This window comes from Methylomonas rivi (genome assembly GCF_024505165.1).
Classification (GTDB): domain Bacteria; phylum Pseudomonadota; class Gammaproteobacteria; order Methylococcales; family Methylomonadaceae; genus Methylomonas; species Methylomonas rivi.
The window spans coordinates 1-6,690 of the sequence record NZ_JANIBK010000178.1; the positions used below are offsets into that span (position 1 = coordinate 1).

7 protein-coding genes are annotated in these 6,690 nt (G+C 53.0%); 3 read left to right on the forward strand and 4 right to left on the reverse strand.

Translation table 11 applies throughout. The features are described 5' to 3' along the window. The 3 genes from NP596_RS18965 to NP596_RS18975 form a co-directional block, all read left to right on the forward strand. Positions 1–657, forward strand: a 657-nt coding sequence (locus tag NP596_RS18965) for a tetratricopeptide repeat protein (RefSeq protein WP_256616972.1), incomplete at its 5' end; no start/stop codon positions are given. 5 nt (positions 658–662) lie between these two features. Then, entirely contained in the window at positions 663–2,357 is a 1,695-nt protein-coding gene (locus NP596_RS18970) for a GspE/PulE family protein (protein ID WP_256616973.1), read from the forward strand. 1 nt (position 2,358) lies between these two features. After that, a complete protein-coding gene (locus NP596_RS18975; protein ID WP_256616974.1) occupies positions 2,359–3,582 on the forward strand; it encodes a type II secretion system F family protein in 1,224 nt (407 codons plus the stop codon). Between the two features lie 915 nt (positions 3,583–4,497). Here NP596_RS18975 and NP596_RS18980 read toward each other — a convergent pair. The 4 genes from NP596_RS18980 to NP596_RS18995 form a co-directional block, all read right to left on the reverse strand. Then, positions 4,498–5,424, reverse strand: coding sequence for a restriction endonuclease (locus NP596_RS18980; RefSeq protein WP_256616975.1), 927 nt, complete (start codon positions 5,422–5,424; stop codon positions 4,498–4,500). 49 nt (positions 5,425–5,473) lie between these two features. Then, the gene (locus tag NP596_RS18985) at positions 5,474–5,719 is read right to left on the reverse strand and encodes a hypothetical protein (protein WP_256616976.1); all 246 of its coding nucleotides are present in this window, start codon (positions 5,717–5,719) and stop codon (positions 5,474–5,476) included. After that, the gene (locus NP596_RS18990) at positions 5,706–5,978 is read right to left on the reverse strand and encodes a BrnT family toxin (protein WP_256616977.1); all 273 of its coding nucleotides are present in this window, start codon (positions 5,976–5,978) and stop codon (positions 5,706–5,708) included. The genes NP596_RS18985 and NP596_RS18990 overlap by 14 nt, the downstream gene beginning before the upstream one ends. Before the next feature lie 65 nt (positions 5,979–6,043). Next, positions 6,044–6,592: a hypothetical protein gene (locus NP596_RS18995; RefSeq protein ID WP_256616978.1), complete on the reverse strand. Its 549-nt coding sequence runs from the start codon at positions 6,590–6,592 to the stop codon at positions 6,044–6,046. Between the last annotated feature and the right edge of the window lie 98 nt (positions 6,593–6,690).

Below are 6,690 nucleotides of genomic sequence, written 5' to 3' on the forward strand. Positions count from 1 at the left end.
CCTGACCAGCCAACGCCGACCCAAACAGCTTCCAAACCCAGCCAGACCGCCGCGGCAAGGCCGGCCAAACCTGGCCGCAATCAGCCGGCAAAACCGCCGCAGCGGGCCGAAACCTTGTTTCGCCAAGCGGAAAACAGCGCGTCGCGCTTGATGCAACAGGAATATTTGCGCGAGGCATTGCAACAGGACCCCCGCCATTTACCGGCGCGGCATAAATTGCTCGGTATCCTGGCGCGCGAGCCTGCATCCTTGGAATTGAAGCATTTTTTGGACGAAAGTCTGGCCCTGTTTCCGGACAACCTGAAATTTATTACCACCCTGGCCCATTATCACATTCAGCAAAAAAACTTTCCGGCCGCCATCGCCAGCCTGGAGCAAGTCGACGACTACGCCGTGAACGATTTGCATTATCTGGCCTTGCTGGCCGCCGCCTATCAACAGCAGCAGCAATTCGCGAAAGCCTTGCCCGTGTACCAAAAACTCGCCCGCCTTCAGCCCGAAAAAGCCGAAAACTGGCTGGGGCTGGGTATTTGCAGCGACAAATTGCAGCAACCGGCCGGCGCGGTGCAGGCCTACCGGCAAGCACTGGATAAAAACGCTCTCGCCCCGCGGGTTGTCGACTATATTAATCAGCGCCTCAATGCCCTGACCCATTAAAATTTATGGAACCGCAAAGAAAAATCCGCATCGGCGACCTGCTGGTACAAAACCGCATCATCAGCCACGACCAACTGATCAATGCGCTGAGCGAACAGAAAAAAACCGGCCGCAAACTGGGCCGTACCCTGATCGACCTGAATTACATCAGCGAAACGGACTTGCTGAATTTCCTCTCCCGCCAGCTGCAAATTCCGTTTTTGGACATTGCCCAGTACAAGCGCAAGCCGGAAGTCTGCAAGGAACTGCCGGAAAACCTGGCCCGCCGCTTCCGGGTCATGCTGCTGGAAAGCAATCCGCACGATATTTTATTGGCCATGGCCGACCCCACCGACCTGATGGGGCTGGACGAAATCAGCCGGGTGCTGAAAAAACGCATCCGCCAGGCCGTGGTGCGGGAATCGGACTTGCTCACCGCCATAGACCAGGCCTACCGGCGCACCGAGGAAATCAGCAATCTGGCCGAGCAATTAAGCGACGAACTGTCGGAACACAACTTCGATTTCAACAACCTGCTATCCAATGTGGAAATCAGCGATGCGCCGGTGGTTAAATTGCTGCAATCGATTTTCGAAGACGCCGTGCAAACCAGCGCCTCCGACATTCACATCGAACCGGACGAGAAAGTGCTGCGCATCCGCCAGCGTATCGACGGCGTCTTAAACGAACAGGTGCTGGACAGCATCAATATCGCCCCGGCCCTGGTGGTGCGTTTAAAACTGATGTGCGGGCTGAACATTTCCGAAAAGCGGCTGCCGCAGGACGGCCGCTTTTCGATCCGGATCAAAAACAAAAATCTGGATGTCCGCTTGTCGACGTTGCCGATCCAAAACGGCGAATCCATCGTGATGCGGATACTCGACCAGTCCAAGGGCTTGCTGGATTTGGAATTGCTGGGTATGCCGGCGGAATTGTTGACCCGCTTTAAAGCGCATATCCGTAATCCGCACGGCTTGATTCTGGTCACCGGCCCCACCGGCAGCGGCAAGACCACCACCCTCTACGCGGCGCTGTCGGCGGTCAATTTCCCGCAAACCAAGATCATCACCGCCGAGGACCCGGTGGAATACAGCCTGCCGCGCGTCAATCAGGCGCAAATCAACGAAAAAATCGGTCTCAGCTTCGCCAGCGTATTGCGCTCGGCCTTGCGGCAAGACCCGGACGTGATTCTGGTCGGCGAGATCCGCGATCGGGAAACCGCCGAAATCGCCGTGCGCGCCTCCATCACCGGGCATTTGGTGTTCTCGACCCTGCATACCAACGGCGCGGTGGAAACCGCCACCCGTCTGCTGGACATGGGCATAGAAGGCTATATTCTGGCCAGCTCGCTGAAAGTCATCGTGGCGCAACGTCTGGTGCGTAAAATCTGCGACCGCTGCGCCGAAACCGTTGCCATCAAAGAAGACCAGACCATCTGGCTGGAACAAAGCTTCGGCTTGCGCGCGTCCGAGATAGCCTTTAAAAAAGGCGCCGGCTGCCAGCATTGCAACCACATCGGCTACCGGGGCCGAGTGGGCGTATACGAATTGCTGGAAATGCGCCATGAAACCCTGGACGCGTTGCGGCGCAACGATTCGGCGGGGTTTATCGCCGCCGCCCGCGCCACCCCCGGGTTTAAAACCTTCACCGAACAAGCGCTGGAACTGGTCAAACAAGGCGCGACCACGTTGCACGAAGTCATGCGCATCTCGGAAGTGTAAGATGCCGTTGTTCACCTATAAAGCCCGTAACGGTGCCGGCAAACTGGTCAGCAACACCGTGGAAGCGGACAGCAGCAAATCGGTTGCGCAAACCTTGCTTAGCCGAGGCTTGACCCCTATCAGCATCGAGGCGGCGGTGCAACAAGGCGCCATGATTCAACAATTTTTAGATTGGCGCGCCGCCCAACAACTCGGCATCAACGACCTGATTTTGTTCAGCCGGCAAATGTACAGCCTGACCAAAGCCGGCGTGCCCTTGATGCGGGCCATAACCAGTCTGGCCGACAGCTGCCGTAACATCGCCCTGAAACAAGCCTTGGCCGGCATTAGCCGCAAACTGGAATCCGGCCAAAGCCTGTCCCAGGCTATGGCGCAATACCGCAAGATTTTTCCGATTCTGCTGGTCAGCATCGTCAATGTCGGCGAAACCACCGGCGGCCTGGAACAGGCTTTTCAGCAGATCGGCCATTATCTGGAACGGGAAAAAGAAACCCAGTCCCGCATCAAGTCGGCGCTGCGTTATCCGAGCATGGTGTTAATTGCCATCGGCATTGCCCTAGTCATCGTAAACATTTACGTCATACCCGCTTTTAAGGGGGTGTTCGACAAAATGGGCGCGCAATTACCGTGGCAAACCCGCTTATTGATGTCGGTATCCGACTTCAGCGTCGCTTATTGGCCGTATCTACTCGGCGGCTTGCTGGTTACGGCCTTGCTGGTCAACAAATACCTGGACACGGCGGCCGGGCGTTTACAGTGGCATAAAGCCTTATTAAAAATCCCCGTCATCGGCAGCATCATCGAACGCGCCACCATGGAACGCTTCTCGCGTTCCTTTGCCATGATACTCAACGCCGGCGTGCCGTTGATTCAAGGCATATCCATCGTCGCCCAGGCGGTCGGCAACGATTTCATCGGTTCGCAACTGCATAAAATGCAGGTAGGCATAGAAAAAGGCGACAGCATCAGCCGCATGGCCCGCAGCATCGGCCTGTTTCCGCCGCTGGTGATACAGATGATCCTGGTCGGCGAGGAATCCGGCAATATCGCCGAGATGCTGCAGGAAGCGGCGGATTTTTACGAAGGCGAAATCGACGCGGAATTAAAAAACCTGGCCGGCACTATCGAACCGGTTCTGATCGTCGTCATCGGCATCATGGTATTGGTACTGGCGCTGGGAATCTTTCTGCCGATGTGGGATTTGTCGACCAGCATGCGGCACTGAGGCGGGCTTAGGATTCCGCAAACGATGCGCCTGACGACAGCATCCCATAGCGCCGCACCTTATCGCATTCTTGCGTCGAGCGATGCGAGGCGCAAAGGTCGCGATCCATGCGCATAACGGCGGCATCCTATGCGACTTTTAGAGGATGTAGGGTCGGCATATTTGCCCGCCATTCCAACCGCGTGGACACAAAAACCGTGCCCACCCTACCCGGCTGGCCGTGATGTAGGTGCGATTAGCAAAGCATAATCGCACGTATGAGGCTTTCATTCCTCCGCTTACGCTTCTCTAATCGGAACGGGCTTAGCATCGAACGTCACGTAACCGCTACTGCGGCAACGTGACCTACCAGGCTGTTCAATTTTTCGGCTCCACCTCTGACTGCTACAGCCAACGGGACGGTTTCTCCCTTGATGCCGCGCCGAGCACCGGAGGGTTTGAGCGGATTTGCCCGACAGGGGCGCGGCAGGGAAGCCGCGCGTTTTTCGCAGGGGCTGGATGCCCCTTCGAAAAACCCCGTTCAAACCCGAGGAGCGCAGGATCAACGCGGCATGGGGTGGCCTGCTGACTCGCGCCATCCGGGCGCTCGCACTTCGTGCGCCGAGAGCGTCCAAATCCGCTCCCGGCGGATTTGTCTTTGGATACTTTCTTTTGGCCACGCACAAATTCGCCGGGAGCGAATTTGAACAGCCGATAGGCTGGCCCGCAGGGCGAAAACCACGGATGGTTTTCGTAGCGAAAGTATCGCGGCGGCCGGTCCGCGAACCGGCGTTAAATCAGGCTTCGCGGCAGCGAAACATCAAAGACAGACATAACTCGATTAAAACATGCGTCCGATTACGCTGCCGCTAATCGGACCTACGGACCTACGGACCTGCGCGGCTTTATCGCGCAGCGTCCGTGTAGACTGCCGGGCTATGTTCGTTTGTTTATCAGCCATTCTGCCAACCCCGCATTAACGACAAGCCCGGCAAGTCTTTTTAACCCCCAAAGATGAACATTTGGATGAAGCGATTCAATGTCGGACAAGTCAGCATGGCACGTGTGGTACACAAAATACATTTCGTTGAACTGCTCGTATTCCTGATAGGTTTCGATATAGGACTGAATTTCGGCGCGTGTAGTTGTTGATTTAATTTGCACGAACGCTCTTTTTTGTGTTGATGGAGAGTAAACGTCGAGGTCAATATCTTTTTCTGTTTTCCCGAGAACGGAGAATCTTTGCCATCCTGCTTTTGAGAAAACCAGATCAATTAACAACTCGAAATCATGCCACCAAAGCCCTTTGATTAGGTCTTCAATGTCAGTCCGCAGTGTTTCAAGGGAGTCCTTCGTTTTTTCTACTTCGGGAATGACCAGTCCATTTATTTTCCTTACAAGATAGTCCTGCAGGTCAATGGAACAGATTGTTCCTCGAAACATCTGAACTTTTGTTACACGTCCATCTATGTTCTCAACCCGTAGTGCCTTGCCATTAATGTCTTTTGACGACCAAGAACCAATAACCTTTCTGATTCGGCTCTGGTCGGTCAGCTCTATGACATCACTAGCGGCATGGCACCAATATAGTTTTTTCTTGTAGAAAGTAATCCAAACGTCTGTTTCTTTGAGTTCGTAAAAGTCCCGTATCTGGTTTATGTCTCGCGTTGCTGCCCCCTCATTGCCGTTGCGAATATTTAACCAAAATCGCCTAACCGCATCCCAATTGCCATTCAACGAGTCTTGGTGATGAGGGCTGTGGTAGCCCAACCGGAGCGTGCCCTCATGTATGCATGACTGTTCCCACTCGCCACCTTCGCCGAGCTTGATGAACCGTATTTTCTCTGGAGCAATTTGCGTCAATTTAGCCAACCTCGACTAAGAACATAACGAAAAGCTCAGCGGCGGAGCGTTAGCGGAGTCCGCTGGAGCGTTGGGTTAGGCTGGTCGATGTTTTTGCTACTTCCAGCAAATACCGAAGTGCTTTGTTTACCGCTTCATCATTCGGAAAAGCTTCTGCAATATCAGGCTCAAGAAGCACTATATTGGTTTCTTCTTTGATCCGGTTTGCATATTTGCCACGCACGATTTCACCGAAATCTGATCGTTTGTATTCTGGTCTGAGTTCGTCAGCCATCTCTGATTTAACCTTCTTCATAAATTTGCCTCTCAATATTAGTCGCCAGTCGTGCCGAAATGATGCGAATCGCATTACCTCTATCAGTATGTGCCACCGTAAGTAACCGTCCTTGGGAGGAAACACCAAAGGTTATAAATCGTTCCTCGTCATCTGAATGGTCAGGGTCATGCGCAGTAGCCGAAAATACATCGCGTAATGCACTGCTTGCTTCTTCAAAGGTAACACCATGTTTGCGCCGGTTTGCTGTGGCTTTTTTCGGATCCCATTCAAAATGCATATTTTATAACTCTTTTTAGCTTCCATTCGGCGGAACGCCTGCCTTGCTGGCTTCCGCCTTACGGATTAGACACTATGGTTGAAGATGCGAACCTGTTTTATTTTATATACAAACTCCGGTTCGTTGAAGTATTGCTCAGCCTTGTCCCACAGTGGATTTGTTCGGTCGTTAAGATTCTTTGCAAGAGCCTTTATCTCTGGTGGAGCATCGTCCCGAAAATAGTTCTTATTGTTTCGATTTTTATCGTAGCTTACGCCTGTTATCTTGAATCTCGTCGCTGCCATGTTCTTTGACTTCTGTTGCTCGATGTCCGTGTGTGCGGTTTCCCACGTTATGGCCCGTGCCATCAAGTAATACTCGCGTTCATTAAATTTTCCATTGATGGTGTATGCAGATTTCGATGGATAGCGAGGTTGTATTTTTCGCTTATACAAGCCGCCTTCGACGAATCGGAAATGTAAATCATCCAGGTCGGACATCTCATAGCGGTCGTAATCGACAATATCTACCCAATGCCCTTTTGCTTTAATGAGATGTTTCTTTACAAAAAGAACTGCAAGCGCCTCTTCTGTGTTGGCGTATTCAAGGTATTTTTTTAGTAGGTTTTCGTCCATAGTTCAAAAGGTTCTGGAATCCGCACATAGTGCCTAACGACAAGCTCACCCGACGAAAACCGCGATGCGGTTTTCGTCGGGTGAAGCGCCTGGTTGGG

Coding starts and splice junctions, on each gene's coding strand:
- NP596_RS18970 (WP_256616973.1), top strand. CDS start 663: ATGGAACCGCAAAGAAAAATCCGCATCGGCGACCTGCTGGTACAAAAC.
- NP596_RS18975 (WP_256616974.1), top strand. CDS start 2,359: ATGCCGTTGTTCACCTATAAAGCCCGTAACGGTGCCGGCAAACTGGTC.
- NP596_RS18985 (WP_256616976.1), bottom strand. CDS start 5,719: ATGAAGAAGGTTAAATCAGAGATGGCTGACGAACTCAGACCAGAATAC.
- NP596_RS18990 (WP_256616977.1), bottom strand. CDS start 5,978: ATGCATTTTGAATGGGATCCGAAAAAAGCCACAGCAAACCGGCGCAAA.
- NP596_RS18995 (WP_256616978.1), bottom strand. CDS start 6,592: ATGGACGAAAACCTACTAAAAAAATACCTTGAATACGCCAACACAGAA.